This is a genomic window from Paraburkholderia polaris (genome assembly GCF_012927345.1).
In the GTDB taxonomy this organism is placed as follows: domain Bacteria; phylum Pseudomonadota; class Gammaproteobacteria; order Burkholderiales; family Burkholderiaceae; genus Paraburkholderia; species Paraburkholderia polaris.
On the sequence record NZ_JABBGJ010000020.1, the window covers coordinates 98011 to 111885 of the forward strand.

Here is a 13875-nt window from a genome sequence, read left to right on the forward strand (position 1 = left end):
CGCAGCAATCGCGGGACGTACGCATGCCGTGCCGGCCCCGCGGACAACGGCGGCCCGCTTGCCGCGCGGCGTCGGATCAGCGCTTGCAGCAGCCATGATCCGTGGACTTGTCGTCTTCAACGCTGTTCTGGTCACGCTCGGACGGTAAGTCCATCGTCGGGTTCGCAGAGAAGAAGTTGTTCGGCTTGAGCATGAAGCCGGCGTATTCCACCGGCATCACCGGGAAGTCCTCGGGTTTGCACACGTGTGTGTGACCGAAGCTGTGCCACAAGACGATGTCTTCATTCTCAATGTTGCGGTTTGCCTCGATGTAGCGCGGCAAGCCGTCACCACCGGCATGCTGGTTCGGATAGTCGCCGCTCGCGTAGCGCTCGGTCGCGTCGAACGGTGTGACCCACACGTGACGGGTGGCAAAGCCGCCGCGTTGGCGGACCTTCGAGCGCTCGTCGGCCAGCATCAGCGGCGAGTCGTTCACGATCAGCTTGTAGCCGGGATTCGCACCGACAGCGTTCTTCACGTTAGGGTTGGTCACCTTCCAGTAACGTCCCGTGCTGCCGTTCGCAAGGCGCGCGGCTTCGCCCTCCGTCTTGAACACGCGCTTCGTCGTGTCGAAGACGTTGCCGTACGGATTCGTTTCGCCCATCGGACGTGGCACGAATTCATGTTCGGTCACCGTGTTGCGTTCACCGTCCACCATCATGTGCATCCGTGCATTGAAGAAGTGCTGGTGGGTCGGGCCGCCAAGATTCTCGGTGATCATGCCGCCCCACGGATATGTGTCGCCGTCGGCCACCGCGGACGTTTGTACGATGCCGGTGAGCTTGCATTCGAGTTGAATCGTGCCGTCCTGATACAGGTACCAGTAGAAGCCGTAGTCGTAGTTGCCGACCGTCGCGAAGAACGAGATGACGAGGCGGCGGGAACGGCGCATTTCGAAGACGCCGGTGCGAAACTCGTAGTGCTTCCACAGGGTGCCGTAGTCCTCTTCGTGCATGCACACGGCGTTCTTCATCACGAACGCATTGCCGAAATCGTCGGCGGACGGAATGTCGAAATAGCGGATCGTGCCGAGGCAATCGCAACCGAGTTCAAGTTGATTCGCCAGTTTGCCGAGGCCGTATTCGCCGGCATCGAATGCGCTCTTCCAGTAGTGATTCGTGCTCGGGTCGGAGTAGGGCACGCACATCTCCGTCACGCTCGCACGGTAGATGATCGGCCGCGTGTTCTTGCCGTCATCCCATGACAGTTGATGCAGCACCAGCCCTTCGCGCGGGGTGAAGCCGACGCGGAAGTTCCAGTTCTGCCAGCTCACATGCCAGCCGTCGATCTTGAAGCTCGGGCCCTCGGGTTGGCTGATCGACAGCGGCTTGAGCGTGCTGCGCGGCTCGCCAAGGCTCGGCGTGTCGTAGTTGTGTTTCGCGCGCGGAATCGGAATGATGCGGCCGTCGTCCACCAGTTCGATCACTTTCTTCTCAAGCAGATCGACCACCGCCACCACGCCCTCGATCGGATGCGCGTAGCCGTTATCGGTCACGGTCTCGCGGTAGTAGCTCACGCAACGTACAAGGCGCCGGCCATTCTCGTTCTCGCGGTCGAAGCAGCCGGCGGAAAACGGATCGACCTGGACGCGCTCCAGATCCTTCTCGGTGAGGCCGCGCTTCATTACCGCAACGCGCCATGCGTCGTCGTTCTTGACGATCTGCTCGGCGTTCATGAAGTCTTCGATCATGATCGGCGGCTGGCCGTAAGGCGCCTGACCGAACGGCAGCACGTTGCGCGAGGCGACTCTTTTCTCTCTAAGGTCCACGTTGAATTCAATGGTCGTCCCATTCGTGCGATCGATTGCCAGCACGAATGCAGCGCGCGAAAAATATTCGCCGGTCTTGAACGCGACCACTTCAGCCTTTGGCGGCTCGCGCAATTCGACCATCGGAAAGCGGACGTGCGCGTCGAGTTTTTCGGTGGCCTTCACGAGATCGCAGGCAAGCTGCATTTCGTCCGGACTCAGCGGATCGAGCGGATGAACCGGGGCGTGAGCGGCTTTCGTGGCATTCGTGTTCATAAGATTCCCGTAAGGAGTTTGCTGGACCGGACTGCGTGCGAGGCTGGGTTAAGCGCGACGAACGCTGAGTCGATGGCAAATCGTAGGAACCCAATAATATTTTCGCGCTTGCTTATCGCGCCAAATGAACGATAAAGTGCGCCAAGAGGAATAACACGCAGCACATCAGCGAAGACTTGAGAGGAGACGCTCAGCATGAAAAAAGTCACGCTCAACGGCAGTTTCCCGATGATCCGCGCCGCGGTCATGGGACCGGTTGTGCGCGCACTCGATGCATCAGGCGCCAATTGCGACGCACTGCTGGAGGAGTTCGGCATGAGCCGTAAGCTCCTGTCGAATCCGTACGAAATCCTGCCGCTCACGCGTTATGTGGCGGCATTCGAGCGCGCGGCCGAAGTACTCGGTGAACCGTCGCTCGGCTTGCGTCTGGGCAGCGAATTGCAATTGACGGAGCTGGGGCCGGCGGGTCTCGTGTTTCTATCGTCGCCGACCTTGAACGCGGCGATGCGCAAGTTCACGCTCGCACTCGCGTCGTGGCAGAACGCCACGGCCTGCGAGTTGCTGCGCGATGGCGAATGGCCGGTTTGGACCTATCAGATCGCCAATCCGCAGATCTGGCCGCGCCGGCAAGACGCGGAATACAGCCTGTCGACGATGTGCAATATGATCCGGCTGGTGCGCGGCGCGGCGTGGAGTCCCGTCGAACTGCATTTCGAACATGCCGCGCCCGCCGATCTCAAACTGTATACGCGCAATTTCCGCGCACCGGTGCGCTTTCAGCAGCCTTTCAATGGCGTGATTCTGCGTCCGCTGGATCTCGATGCGCCGCTCAAGAGCGCCGACACGCAAATGGCGCGCATGATGGAGCGCCATGCCACCGATCTGATTGCGCGCGATGCCGTGCCCCACAGCATCGTCGAACAGGTGCGCGATCTCGTCACGCGGCGGCTCGCGCACGAAAAGCTGATCGTCGCCGACATCGCGAAAGATCTCGGTCTCTCGCATCGTTCGCTGCAACGACACCTGACCGAGGCGGGGACTTCGGTGCGGCAAATCGTGCGCGAAGAGCGGCAGCGCAGTGTGGAAGGGCTGCTCGAGCGCGACGGACTGACCAATGCGGCGATCGCCCGGGCCGTGGGTTATGCCGACGCAACCGTACTGTGGCGCGCTACGCGCAACTGGAAAAAACAATAAACGGTGACAGCGTCGCAAATACTTTCATTCTGAAAGCACGCGCAATCGTCACACGAAAAGAAAAACTTCCGTTTCCTAAATATTCGCTGCGAACCGCCGTGCCTGACACGCTCACGAGCATTGGCGCAAATTATCGAAAATTTGGCGCAGTTCGCGAAGTCGCTTTATTTTTTAGCTACCTACCATGCGCTCACACCGAAACATCGAACGTCGTTCAACCGAGCGCCTTGGCCAGCATTTCCCGGGTTTAGGCGAGTTCCAGACTAGCCAACAAAATAGAGGCAGCGATGAATGAACCCTACTCTCCAACCCGTCTGATCGACGCGGAGAACCCTGTGGAACTGAAGGGCAATATGCTGGGCTTGTGGCAGATCGTGTTCCTCGTGATTTCCGCGGCCGCGCCGCTTACCGGCATGCTCGGTGCGGTGCCGCCCGCGATCAGCCTGGGTAATGGCGCGGGCATTCCGGGCGCGTTTGTGATTGCCGGCATCGTGCTGCTGATTTTCAGCGTGGGCTTTGCGTCGATGAGCCGGCACGTGGTGCGCGCCGGCGCGTTTTACGCGTACATCACCGCTGGACTCGGACGGCCGTTGGGCATGGCCGGCGCACTCGTCGCGCTGATGTCGTACACCTTCATCCAGATCGCGCTGTACGGGCTGTTTGGATTTTTTTGCACGGTGATTCTTTCTCCGCTACTGCACACCGCGATGCCGTGGTACGGCTATTCGCTGATCTGCGTGGCGGTGGTGCAATTCACCGGCATCCGCGGTATCGATCTGAATAGCCGGCTGCTCGGCGTGCTGATGTGTCTCGAACTGGGCATTCTGCTGCTGCTCGCAATTGCGATCGTCGTGCATGGCGGTGGCCCGAACGGCCTCACGCTCGCGCCGTTCACACCGGAGCATGTGTTCAGCGGCCACCTCGGCATTGCGGTGATGTTCGCTTTCGCGTCGTTTATCGGTTTCGAAGCGACGGCGATTTACGGCAAGGAATGCCGGGACCCGAAGGTGATCGTGCCACGCGCGACATACGTGTCGGTGATGCTGATTCTCGTGTTCTTCGCTTTCGTTACGTGGACGATTGTTTGCGCGTACGGACTGAACGACGTGGTCGCGGTCGCGACGAAGCAGCCGGGCGATTTCTGGTTCATTCAATCCGGCAAGTACCTGGGCGGTGCGGTGACGACGGTGATGAGCTTCCTGTTGCTCAGCAGTATCTTCGCGAGTCTGTTGTCGTTTCATAACACGCTGGTGCGCTATATCCACGCGCTGAGCCTCGAAGGCATACTGCCGCAAGCGCTCACTCGGGTGCACGAAAAATACCGTTCGCCGTATGTGGCGAGCTATCTGCAAACGCTCTCTGTGGCCGTCCTGCTCGGACTATTCATCGCGGCAGGCAGCGATGTGTTCAACATCGTTTTCAGCTGGAGTTCGGCGCTCGGCACGATCGGTATTGTGATGCTGCAAGCAGTGACGAGTTTTTCCGTCATCGCGTTCTTTCGCAAGACGCGCAAGGACACGCGCGTATGGCACTCGTTTGTCGCGCCCCTGGTCGGTGGTCTCGGCCTGCTGTATATCGGCGTGATTCTGGTGCGCAATCTCGATGCGCTCAGCGGCTCCGATAGCCCGATCGTCAAGTCTTTCCCCTGGATCGTATTCGCGGTGGCGCTCTTCGGCGTCGTGATCGGTCTCATCTTGCGTAAGAAGCGGCCGGATATCTACGCGCGCTTCGGGCAGTAATCGAACAGCGCGCACCGCACTCAGCGCGCACCGTCTCGTCACGTTCTAACGATCGACTGCTGCCGTTCATTCTCGAGCGGCAGCGGAGCGCTGTCGTTCGTCCGGTTCGTCCGATTCGTCCTGTTTGTTCTTGCTGAATTCACCACTCAACTCTCGACAAAAAAATATGGCAGACAAATTCGTCAAGCGCTCGGCGCTTGCGCTGGCCGCGTGCGGCCTCGCGATGGGCGCGCATGCGCAATCTTCGGTGACGCTCTATGGCACGGTCGACGCCGGCGTCGTCTATACGACCAACCAGCAGACAACGCTCGCCGACGGCAGCACCAACGGTCACGCGAATTACCAACTGGCGGGCGGCAACCTGGTGCCGTCGCGTTGGGGCTTGATGGGCACGGAGGATATCGGTGGCGGCACCACGGTGAACTACACTTTGGAGAACAGCTTTCTGATCGGCAACGGCGCGATGTTGCAATCGAACACGCTGTTCAACCGCAACGCGTGGGTCGGTTTGAACAACGGCACGTACGGCGCGCTGACATTCGGCCGTCAATACGATCCGTTCTCCGATTACATGGGCGCGTATGCATCGAGCAATAACTGGGCGACGCTATACGGCTCGCATTTCGGCGACGTCGACAATCTCAACGAAGCGTTCAACTTCAACAACTCGATCAAGTACATCAGCCCGAGCTTCGGTGGCTTGACGGTTGGCGGGTTGTTCAGCCTGGGTGGCGTGGCGGGGAATTTTTCGCAGAACAAGGGCTGGGCGCTGGCGGCGAATTACGCACAGGGTCCGTTGTCATTGAGCGCGGGGTATCTCGAGTTGAACCAGCCGTTGGAGGCGGCCTTAGGCGGTACTGCCGGGTACATCGGCGATTTCAGTTGCGCGAATGCCGACGCGTCGTATTGTCTGCTGCAGCAGGCGAGCAAGGTGAGGATTTTCGGAGCGGGGGGCTCGTATGCGTTCGGCAAGGCGAGTGTGGCGCTCACCTATACGCATACGCGTTTGTCGCAGAGCCAGTATTTCGCGAGTGCGGCGAGCCCTGGCGGGGCCGATATCTCGTTCGATATTGCCGAGTTGAATACGACCTATATGCTCGCGCCCGATTTGCAGCTCGGTCTGGCGTATATCTTCAACGACGCCAAACCGAGCAGCAGCGCGTCGACGCGCGTGCATCAGATCAACCTGGGTGCGGTGTACAGCCTGTCGAAGCGGACGGCGGTCTATGCGGTGGCGATCGGGCAGAAATCTTCAGGCGCCGGACTGGGGATCAATCCGTCGACCGGGCAGACGGAAAACCTGGCGCAGATTCCGAATATCGTCAATTCGGATACGGACAAACAACTCTCCGTGATCGTCGGCGTGCGGCACAATTTTTAATCTGTCTGCGCGCGCTGGCAAACCGATTAACGGGAGCCAACGCCGCGCAGCGAACGACCCAAAGTGCCACGCGGGGAAAAAACTAATCTGCCAGGCGTTTGTCCGCAAGCGCGTTCTGGCAATCCGCCAGCACCTGCTTTACCAGCCGCGCTTGGGGGTCAAGCTCGTCCGTATCGAGAATCTCCTCGACCGCATCCCGCGCCCAATCGGCGTCGACAAATTTCGCGTGTCGCCGCGCAATCTCCAGCGCGGTTGCCGACAACCTGGCGATACTCAACCAGTCTGCTTCCCGGGACCGATGGTCGAGCCACTTGTGGGCGGCCTGCACGTGAAACGCCGCGTCAGGCCAATCCTCATTCAGGTAATAAGCGCCAAGGCAACCGCATGTGAGCCAGCACAACAGCTCCAAACGGTCACGTGGACTCAGATGATGGCGTACATCACTCATGGCGACGCTCGCTGCTGTAATTTGCGTTCCGGTGAGGACGGCAGGCCGTCCCGCGCTTACGTTACACAATATCACGCAGAATTCACGAGCCGCAATGCCTGACTGACCCTGGCGACGCCGGCACCACAAACATCACGCGGCGGCAACTGACAACTGGCAACCGGCAGCCTGCCCGGACCCGCTAACGCGTAGCGACGATAAACAGCCGCGGGAACGGCAACAGCACGGTGCCGTCGGCCAGGGCCGGATAAGCCCGCGCGACCGCATCCCGGTAGCGTTCCAGGAAGACGCCTTGCTCGCTGTCGTCGAGCGCGGCCAGGAACGGTCTCAGCGCGCTGCCCTTGAACCATTCAACTACCGCGTCCGCGCCGCCCGCGAGCGGGTGATGGTAGACGGTGCGCCACACGTCGACCCGCGCGCACAGCGGCTTGAGCAGCGAGTAGTACCAGTCGGCGCCGTAGCGCATGGTGCGTTCCACGCCTTTGAGTTTGTTGGCCCAAGGGCCGTCCGCCGCGATTTCGCGCAGCAGACGGTGCGCGGGTTCGTCGAGGTTGTCCGGCATTTGCACGGCAAGGTTGCCGCCCGGCGCAAGTTTCTTCACCAGCGACGGAAATAGCTGCTCATGATTCGGCACCCACTGCAGCACGGCATTGGCGAGGATCAGATCGTAAGGGCCCGGCGCCTCCCACGTCGCAATGTCGCTCACCTCGAACTGGAATTGCGGCAGGCGCCTGGCGGCCGCCGCGATCATGTCGGCGGAACTGTCCAGACCGCTGACCGCCGCGCCGGGCAGGCGGGCCGCCAGTGCTTCGGTGGAGTTGCCAGGGCCGCAGCCGATGTCCACCGCCACTCGCACATCCGTTGCCGGGACCGCCGCCAGGAGATCCCTGACTGGACGCGTGCGCTCGTTTTCGAACAACACGTACTGCTTTGCAACCCAATTCGTCGATGAAGTCATCTCACGCTCCTTTATTCTGGCCGCTGGGCCGTGTTCGCTGACATCCGCTCGCCGCGTGATGCCACCCCGATCCAATCCGCTCATTCTGTGCGGCGGTGAAGGCGGAGTAAAATGAATTTATCATTCCAATTCCTTCATTTTTCTAATGAAAATCGACACGCTCGGCGTGCAGGCGTTCGTCGCGATTGCGGATCGCGGCAGCTTTCAAGGCGCCGCCGATTCACTGCACGTCACGCAAACGGCCATTACCCAACGCCTGCGTAAGCTCGAAACGTTTCTCGGCGTCACGCTTATCGAGCGGACCACCCGGTCCATGGCGCTGACCGAAATAGGGCGCAGTTTTTTGCCGCAGGCGCGCCGTTTGTTGGGCGAGCTTGCCGACGCGCTGGTGGAGATTCGGGAGACGGGCGTGGCCCGTCGCGGCGACGTGTCGATCGCCTGCGTGCCGACGGTGGGCGTGCAGTATCTGCCGCGTATTCTGCAGGCGTATGCCGCGCGCTATCCGCACAACCGCATCAAGATTCTCGATCACGCGTCGTCCGCGGTGGAGGAGGCGGTGCTGCGCCGGGAGGTGGAGTTCGGCATCAATATCGCCGGCGAGCATCATCCGGATCTCGCCAGCGTGCCGTTGACGGAAGACCGCTACGTGCTGATCTGCCATGAAGATCATCCTCTGGCAAAACGGCGGCGCATCGCGTGGCCGCAATTGCAACCGTATCCGCTGATCTTTGCCGGCGAGGTCAGCGGCAATCGCGCATTGCTCGATGTCGCACTGGAAAAGAGCGAACTGGCGTTGCGCTCCTTTTATGAAGTGCAACGCAGTTCGACGGCTGTCGGCCTGGTCGCTCAAGGAGTCGGCGCGGCCGTCGTGCCCGCGCTTGCCATTCAGAAGGGCGCGTATCCGACGGTTCGCACCGTCGAGCTCACGCATCCGGCGGTCTCGCGCACGCTGGTCCTAGTGGCGCGCAAGACGGCTCAGCTTTCGCCGGCGGCGCAGGCGCTGTACGACATGATTCTTGAACAGGCGACGTTGAAAGCGTGATGCTGGCGCCGAGTCGCAGGGTTTAATTTCCAGCGTCCGAAGCTCGAAACCGGAACGGAACCGAAACCGAAGCCGAAAGCCGAAAGCCGAAAGCCGAAAGCCGAAACCGGAAGCGTGAAGATCGTCGCCTGAGATCCTAAGCCTCGGCGCAGCCCCCAGCGCCAACTACAAACACTGCGCCCGCAAACAGCTCGCCGCATGGCTCAGATCGTGCTCGATCGCGCGTCGCACACCGGCCGCGTCGCGCGCCTTTGCGGCGTCCAGCAATTCGTCGTGCGCATCGTTGAGCGTGCCGGCAAACTGCGCGTCGTCAAACAACAGATTCGAAATCGGCCCGACCTGCAACCACACCGTTTCGATCAACTCGAGCAAAAGCGGTGAGCCGGCCGCGCGGTACAGAATCAGGTGGAACGCCTCGTTGGCATCGAGATAGCCCTTGGCGTCGGCAGTTCGCAGTGCCCGCGTCATCTCCGTGTTCAGTTTTTCCAGCGTTTCCAGATCGTGCGCGCTGAGATGCGGCGCGCCCAATTCGGCGGCCTGGCCCTCGAGAATCAGCCGCACACGCAGCACATCGTCAAATTGTTCTTTCGACAGACGTGGCACCGTCACGCCGCAATTGGGCACGTTCACCAGCGCCGATTCGGCCGCAAGCCGCTGCAGGGCGGAGCGCACCGGCATCTCGCCCACGCCGAGTTCGGCGGCGACGTGACGGATCTTGATGCGCTCGCCCGGCACGAAGCGCCCGATCGTCAACCATTGCCGCAGCGTTTCGTAAGTCTGATCCTGCAGCGTGTGATGGCGCGAAGTTTTCATAAAGCTCGATGCGAGGGCCGAAAAAGGACTGCAGAAGGACTGCAAAAAGGCTGAAAAAGCGGCCGACAGTTTAGCGGCGGCCGCGCTCGATCAACCTCCATCTGAGAACGCTCAGGTCAGGTCAGTTCGGCAAGGCAGGCGTCGAACGTGGAAACCAGTCTGTCGACGTCGGCCGCCGACGTGTCGGGGCACACCAGGATCATGTTGTGAAACGGTGTGATCAGCACGCCGCGATTGAGCAGGTACAGGTGCACGATATGTTCCAGGTCAGGATCGAGCTGGCGGCCGGCTTCGGTGCCGTTGCGCGGCGGTGTCGGCGTGAACTGGAATTCGGTGCGGGCGCCGACCCGCGTCACACACCACGCGAGGCCATGGCGCGCGATCGCGCTTTTCAGGCCGGCCTCGATCCGCTCGGCGAGCGCGAACATGTGATCGTAGGCGGCCTCGGTCATCACCTCGGCGAGCGTCGCGCGGATCGCGCTCATCGCCAGCATGTTCGCCGTGAGGGTCGTGCCGATACCGGAGTGGCCAGGCGGTGCGCTGCGCTTGGCCTGCTGCGCGCGGGCCGCCAGTTCTGCGCTGAAACCATACACCGCGCACGGAAAGCCGCCGCCCACCGGTTTGCCGAGGATGAACAGGTCGGGTTCGAGGCCGTACGCTCTCGTATAACCACCCGGCCCGCAGCTGATGGTGTGGGTTTCGTCGATGGCGAGCAGCGTGCCGTAGCGGCGCATCAGCGCTTGCGCTTGCCGCCAGTAGTCTGGTTCGGGCAGCACCATGCCGATGTTGGTCATCGCGGGTTCGGCCAGCACGCAGGCCACGTCACCGTCTTTCAGCGCGTTTTCCAGCGCGGTCAGGTCGTTGAATTCGATCACGCGCGTGCTCTCGAGCAGGTCGTGCACCTGGCCGATCAGGCTGTCGCGCTGTTGCGGCTTGCCGTCGACGAGATCGACGAACACGTCGTCCACGGTGCCGTGGTAGCAGCCGTTGAAGATCACAATCTGCCGGCGTCCGGTCGCCGCGCGCGCCCAGCGCAACGCAAAGCGGTTGGCGTCGCTTGCGGTCATCGCGAACTGCCAGTAGGGCAGCCCGAAACGGCGCGCGAGTTCTTCGCCGACCCACGCGGCATCCTCGCCCGGCAGCATGGTCGTCAGGCCTCGCTCGGCCTGGGTAGCGAGCGCACGTGCCACGGGGGCGGGCGAGTGGCCGAACATCGCGCCCGTGTCGCCGAGGCAGAAGTCCGCGTAGCGATGACCGTCCACGTCGGTAAACGCGGCGCCGCGCGCTTGATCGACGTAGAGCGAGAAGGGTGTCGACCAGTCGTTCATCCAGTGCAGCGGCACGCCGAACAACAGGTGGTGCGCGGCGCGTTCGGATAGTGCGCGAGATTTCGGCATGGCCTGGGCAAACGCGCGGCGTTCGCGTTCAACGAGCGCTTGCGCACGCCCCCAGTTGATGCCGCGGCGGGTAGTCAAATCATTCAAATCGAGCTTCTCCAATGATGCTTTCATAAACCACACGCCCTCAGACGAGCAGTTGCAGATGCTCGCGTTCCCACGCGGTAATGCCTTGCGAGAAAGTCTCGAATTCCTTCTCCTTGACCGAGCAATAGGCCTGCACGAAGTTATCGCCGAGCACGTCCGCGAGTTCGGCGCACTTCAGGAGCGCCTTGAGGGCATCTTCGAGACCGCGCGGCAATTCGTATTCGAGGTCGTAGGCGCTCTCGACCATCGGCGCCGACGCTTCCTGTTTTTCGACCATGCCGAGATAACCGCAGGCGAGGGTGGCCGCCATTGCCAGATACGGATTGACGTCGACACCCGGCACACGGTTTTCGAGCCGCCGGCCGTCCGGTCCGGAGTTCGGCACGCGGATGCCGCAGGTGCGGTTGTCGTAACCCCAGCGCACATTGATCGGCGCGGCGGTGAAGCGCGACAGGCGCCGATAGGAGTTCACGTAGGGCGCGAACATCGGCATGGCTTGCGGCATGTACTTCTGCAAGCCGCCGATGTAATTGAAAAACAGCGGGCTCGCCGACCCGTCGGGCAGCGAAAAAATGTTCTCGCCGGTTTTGCAATCGACAATGCTCTGATGAATATGCATCGCGCTGCCGGGCTCATGCTCCATCGGCTTGGCCATAAAGGTCGCGAAAATGCCATGACGGTAGGCGGTTTCGCGCACCGCGCGCTTGAAAAGGAACACGCGGTCGGCGAGATCGAGCGCATCACCATGAGAAAAATTGATTTCCATCTGGCCGGCGCCGACTTCGTGCACGAGCGTTTCGACGCCGAGATGCGTCATCTCGCAGAAGCGCGACAGGTCTTGGAAGAACGGATCGAATTCGTTGACGGCGTCGATCGAGAACGACTGGCGGCCGGCTTCATGACGCCCCGCGCGGCCGAGCGGCGGGCGCAACGGCTCATGCGGATTCTTGTTCTGCGCGATCAGGTAGAACTCCATCTCCGGCGCGACGACGGGACGCCAGCCTTTTTCCTCATAGAGCTTCAGCACGCGCCGCAACACCGCGCGCGGTGAGATGCCGATCGGCTTGCCGTCGAGCCCGACACAATCGTGGATCACCACCGCGACCTGCTCGATGGCCCACGGTACGAGCCGCACCGTGTTCGGATCGGGGATGCAGACCATGTCGGGATCGCTCGGCCCGACAAAGCGCTCGAAATCCGCGAACTCGCCGTTGACGGTGATCATCAGGAGCGCGTTCGACATGTGCATCTTGCCTTCCGAGAGAAACAGGTTCTTCGGCACGATCTTGCCGCGCGCGACGCCCGTCATGTCCGGTATCACGCATTCCACTTCATGGATGCGGTGATGTTCCAGGAATTCACGCAGGTCGTCGCGTAGGTCGCTTTGCAAGGCTGACTCCAGTCGGTTGATGAAGACGGCGCGAAGCGCGGCTGCAAACCGTGCGCGGACGAGCCTGTTCGGGAAAGCTGGGCGTTTTGCATGATGGGATTTGATCAAATCATCGCATGGATTTTTCCTTTTGGGAAATTTGATCAAATATCATCGACTCATCGAGGCAACCCGAGAGCCGCCCATGACCGATGCATCCTGTTCGCAACGCCCGTCGCCGGCCCAATGCGTCGCGACCCTGCATACGATTGCCGCAGTTGCCTCCTTGCTGGAGCGGCAGGGGATTGGCGCAGATGTGCTGCTGGCGGGAAGCGGCGTCAGCGAGGGCGATTTGCGGCAGCCGTCTGGGCTCGTCACGCACGCGCAGGAGCTGATCGTGTTCGCCAATGCGCTCAGCGCCTGCGGCGATACGCGCATCGGCCTCGATATCGGCCGCGCGATGCATATTTCGAGCTACGGCATCCTCGGTTACGCGATGCTGGTGAGTCCCACGCTCGGCGACGCGCTGCAATGTGCCCAGGACTTTCCCGTACTGCTCGGAAGCTACTTCAAGGTTTCGCTGCGCCGCAACGCAGACGAAGCAGCGATCGTCGCGGCCGATTATCACTACCGGCCGGATCTCACCGTGATCAATGCGGACATGTGCCTCGCGTCGATGTGGGCGATTGTCTGCGACGTGCTGTCAGCGCGGCGCGCGCCTTGCGCACTCAAGGTGACGTTCGGCGCGCCGGCTCACGCGGATGCCTACGAAGAGCGGATAGGCCGCCACGCCACCTTCGACGCAGACGAAAACGCGCTGATTTTTCCGGCCAGTTGGCTCGATGAACCGTTGCCCCTCGCCGAGCCGGTGAGCTATCTGATGTCGCGCCAGCAATGCGCGCAACTCGAGCGCGAATGGGCCACCGCGGCGGGCAACGACGTGACCGCACGGACCCTGCGCCTGCTGTATTCCGATCCATGCCGCTACGGTTCGCTGCGTGCGCTCGCCGATGCGCTGTGCGTGTCCGAACGCACGCTCAGACGGCGTCTGGCGGGCAGCGGCTCCGCCTTCCAGGCGCTGCTCGACCGTGTGCGCCACGATCTCGCACTCGATTACCTGGTGCGTACGCGCCTGTCGATGTCGGATATCGCCGAGCGGCTCGGCTATAGCGAAACGGCCGGCTTCCGGCACGCGTTCCGCCGTTGGACCGGCCATTGTCCGAGCGACTATCGCTGCGCGTAGGCAGCGGTTCTGTCGCGAGTCCTTTTAAACCCGCGGTGTTGGCGGCGCAGCCACGCGATGTTGGGGGTCGCGTCGCAACGTCATGTCGCGCCGGCCAGATTGGCCACATTTATCCCCTCGATGACCGCTTCTCCGTTCTCGC

General features: G+C 61.7%; 11 protein-coding genes. 5 read left to right on the forward strand and 6 right to left on the reverse strand.

Translation table 11 applies throughout. From position 1 onward, the window contains the following. Window positions 1–76: 76 nt before the first annotated feature. On the reverse strand, window positions 77–2062 hold the full coding sequence (locus HHL24_RS19635; RefSeq protein WP_169487082.1) for a primary-amine oxidase: 1986 nt from the start codon (window positions 2060–2062) through the stop codon (window positions 77–79). A gap of 195 nt (window positions 2063–2257) precedes the next feature. Between HHL24_RS19635 and HHL24_RS19640 the strand changes: the two genes are divergently transcribed. The 3 genes from HHL24_RS19640 (at window position 2258) to HHL24_RS19650 (ending at window position 6376) form a co-directional block, all read left to right on the forward strand. Next, window positions 2258–3256, forward strand: a complete 999-nt coding sequence (locus HHL24_RS19640; protein WP_169487083.1) for an AraC family transcriptional regulator — start codon at window positions 2258–2260, stop codon at window positions 3254–3256. Window positions 3257–3543: 287 nt separating this feature from the next. Next, complete coding sequence (locus tag HHL24_RS19645) at window positions 3544–4995, forward strand: APC family permease (protein ID WP_169487084.1); 1452 nt, start codon at window positions 3544–3546, stop codon at window positions 4993–4995. Window positions 4996–5161: 166 nt separating this feature from the next. Further along, entirely contained in the window at window positions 5162–6376 is a 1215-nt protein-coding gene (locus tag HHL24_RS19650; RefSeq protein ID WP_169487085.1) for a porin, read from the forward strand. Between the two features lie 82 nt (window positions 6377–6458). On the opposite strand, the gene HHL24_RS19655 is transcribed toward HHL24_RS19650, so the two are convergent. Continuing rightward, window positions 6459–6824, reverse strand: a complete 366-nt coding sequence (locus HHL24_RS19655; protein WP_169487086.1) for a hypothetical protein — start codon at window positions 6822–6824, stop codon at window positions 6459–6461. A gap of 181 nt (window positions 6825–7005) precedes the next feature. After that, window positions 7006–7782 carry a trans-aconitate 2-methyltransferase gene (tam, locus tag HHL24_RS19660; protein ID WP_169487087.1) on the reverse strand — a complete coding sequence of 259 codons (777 nt, stop codon included), beginning with the start codon at window positions 7780–7782 and terminating at the stop codon, window positions 7006–7008. Window positions 7783–7927: 145 nt separating this feature from the next. Between tam and HHL24_RS19665 the strand changes: the two genes are divergently transcribed. Continuing rightward, a complete protein-coding gene (locus tag HHL24_RS19665) occupies window positions 7928–8824 on the forward strand; it encodes a LysR family transcriptional regulator (RefSeq protein WP_169487088.1) in 897 nt (298 codons plus the stop codon). Between the two features lie 165 nt (window positions 8825–8989). On the opposite strand, the gene HHL24_RS19670 is transcribed toward HHL24_RS19665, so the two are convergent. From HHL24_RS19670 to HHL24_RS19680, 3 genes are all read right to left on the reverse strand, one after another. After that, on the reverse strand, window positions 8990–9637 hold the full coding sequence (locus HHL24_RS19670; RefSeq protein ID WP_169487089.1) for a GntR family transcriptional regulator: 648 nt from the start codon (window positions 9635–9637) through the stop codon (window positions 8990–8992). A 116-nt stretch (window positions 9638–9753) separates the two neighbouring features. Beyond that, window positions 9754–11112 carry an aspartate aminotransferase family protein gene (locus HHL24_RS19675; RefSeq protein ID WP_169487146.1) on the reverse strand — a complete coding sequence of 453 codons (1359 nt, stop codon included), beginning with the start codon at window positions 11110–11112 and terminating at the stop codon, window positions 9754–9756. Between the two features lie 49 nt (window positions 11113–11161). Continuing rightward, the gene (locus HHL24_RS19680) at window positions 11162–12511 is read right to left on the reverse strand and encodes a glutamine synthetase family protein (protein WP_169487090.1); all 1350 of its coding nucleotides are present in this window, start codon (window positions 12509–12511) and stop codon (window positions 11162–11164) included. A 184-nt stretch (window positions 12512–12695) separates the two neighbouring features. On the opposite strand from HHL24_RS19680, the gene HHL24_RS19685 reads away from it, so the two are divergent. Then, window positions 12696–13733 carry an AraC family transcriptional regulator gene (locus HHL24_RS19685; protein ID WP_169487091.1) on the forward strand — a complete coding sequence of 346 codons (1038 nt, stop codon included), beginning with the start codon at window positions 12696–12698 and terminating at the stop codon, window positions 13731–13733. The last annotated feature ends 142 nt before the right edge of the window (window positions 13734–13875 follow it).